This window comes from Nocardiopsis nanhaiensis (assembly GCF_054778635.1).
The window spans coordinates 1-2,359 of record NZ_BAAGZJ010000170.1 but is presented as its reverse complement, the minus strand read 5'-3'; the positions used below and the strand labels follow the sequence as shown (position 1 = coordinate 2,359).

Annotated in this window: 1 protein-coding gene and 1 pseudogene; both read left to right on the top strand. The window is 70.2% G+C overall.

Features of this window, described 5'->3' with window-relative positions; genetic code table 11:
• A partial coding sequence (locus tag ACYVD1_RS34560; RefSeq protein WP_460778687.1) for an SbcC/MukB-like Walker B domain-containing protein occupies nt 1-937 on the top strand: 937 nt, incomplete at its 5' end.
• Between the two features lie 650 nt (nt 938-1,587).
• Nucleotides 1,588-2,359 (top strand): annotated as a pseudogene (locus ACYVD1_RS34555) (HNH endonuclease); the annotation flags it as partial.

Sequence of the window (2,359 nt, the reverse complement as noted above, 5' to 3'; positions counted from 1 at the left end):
GGCCGCCGAGGAGGTGCGCGCCGCCGAGGCCGAGGCGGAGCGGCACCGGGCGGATGCCCGCTTCGACGACGAAGCCGCGGTACTGGCGGCGGCTCTGGACGAACGGGCCCGGCGCGACCTGCGTGCGCGGGCCCGGGAGTTCGACGACCAGTGGGCGGCGGCCGAAGCCCAGTTGGCCGACCCGGACCTGGTGGCGGCCGGGGCCGAGTCGGCGCCGGACCTGTCTGCGCTGGGCACGGCGGCGGAGGAGGCCGCGGGCTACGCGGACCGGGCGGTGGCCTGGCAGGGCATGCTGGACGATCGGGCCCGGCGCTTGGCCGATCTGCGCGCCGAGCTCGCCGACCAGCTGGCCGGGTCGGAGCCGGTGCTGCGCCGCCACGCGGTCGCACAGGGGCTGAGCACCCTGGCGGCCGGTACGTCTCCGGACAACACCGACAGCGTGCGCCTGTCCGCGTACGTGCTGGCTGCCCGCTTGGAGCAGGTAGTGGCCGCCGCCAACGAACGGCTGCTGACCATGTCCGACGGCCGGTACGAGCTGCGGTACACGGTGGACAAGGCCGCCGGGGACGGCAGGGCCCGTTCCGCGGGCGGCCTCGGAATGCGTGTGGTGGACGCCTGGACGGGCGCGGAGCGCGACCCCGCGACGCTGTCCGGTGGTGAGACCTTCTTCAGCTCACTGGCCTTGGCGCTGGGCCTGGGCGACGTCGCCACCGCCGAGGCGGGCGGTACCGAGATCGACACCCTGTTCGTGGACGAGGGCTTCGGGACACTGGACGAGGACACCCTGGAGGAGGTCCTGGACGTACTGGACCGGCTACGCGACGGCGGACGGGCCGTCGGGGTGGTCAGTCACGTCGCCGACCTGCGCCAACGGGTGACGACCCGGCTCACGGTGGTCAAGGGTTCGGGCGGCTCCCGCGTGGAGCACCACGGCTGAGCCCGTGGGTAGCCCGGAGCGCGTTCCGTGGTGTTGATGCGAAGAGTCGGGTTGGCCTCTGTGACCTGAGGTTCCCCGCGGGTGCAGGGGTTCCCCGCGGGTGCAGGGGTTCCCCGTTTCCTGCCGCCCGAGTGTGGCCGTCTCCGCTGCGCGCCTCAAGGTCGTCGCCATCGAGCGCTTCGCGCGTCAACGGCGCTCCACCTTGGCCCGCTTCGCTACGACGGCGGGTCGGCGGCTATCAGGAAACGGGGGACGTGTGGTCGGGGAGGCAGTGGCACGGCCTTCGGCCGGGCACCGGCCGAGTAACCGCGTCGGCCTGGCGGCCGATTCCTGCCCCTGCGCCGGAGCTGTGACGGCTGGGGGTGTCGCGGCCGGTCATGCTCTGCTGCGAACCACGGCGGCCTCCGGCCGGGGGCCGATGCCAGCCACTGCGCCGGCGCTTTGACGGTTGCGGGTGTCGCGGCCGGTCAATGCGCGAGGCGAAAAAGAACCCAGAAACCTGGAATTCCAGGTGGGCATAAACACCGCACCAGGTGGCCTGAATTGGAAGACCCAAAGAAAGCCAGGGGGTGCCCCTGGCGAAAGTCATTAATTCAGTTCGGACCAGCGGAAGTCTTCCATTCTCCGGCCTTTTCTCTTACAATGGAAGAATGGCGATCTCTCCTGAAGCACCCACCCCCACCGGGCACACCCCGGTGGATACCGCGGTGGCCGCTGCCCGGGACGAGACCACCGCCTTCTTTAACCGGGACGTGCCCCTGGGGGCGGCGGGTGAGGTGCTGGACCAGGCCACCCGGGTGTGGGAACACCTCGACCAGATCAAAATCAGTATGGCTGCGCGGCTGGCGCAGCTGGAGGCCACCGGGCAGCTGTTGGAACAGGGCGGGCAGAAGAGCCTGCAGGCGTGGCTGCGCCACGCCTTCGGCATTCCCGCCGCCCAGGCCAACGACCTGGCCCTGATCGGGCGGGCCGAATTCTGCCAGGACATGGCCCCCACCCTTCAGGCGCTGCACTCCGGGGTGCTGTCGGTGGGTGAGGCCGCCGCCGTCATCAAGGGCGCCGAGGCCGGGGTGGAGAAAAAGCAGAAGGGCGACCACCCCGATGCGGAGCTGTTCCGCGCAAAAATGGAATGCGGCATCCTGGACTTCAAAGAGTCGCGCCCGAACATGTCGGTGGGTCAGATCACCCGCTTCGCCCACCAGCTGTGCCTGAGCCTGAACCCGGGCAAGGCGGAGAAAGACCACGAGGCCGCCCACGCCGCCCGGGGCGCCCAGCTGGTCACCACCTTCGACCAAACGTTCCTCTTCCAGGTGTGGGGCTCGCCCGCTGATGCTTTGAAGGTTCAGGTGGCTTTGGACAACTTCCAGGTGCCCTTCCACCCCCAGGACGGGCTGTCCAAGTACGAGCGCACCTATGACGCGC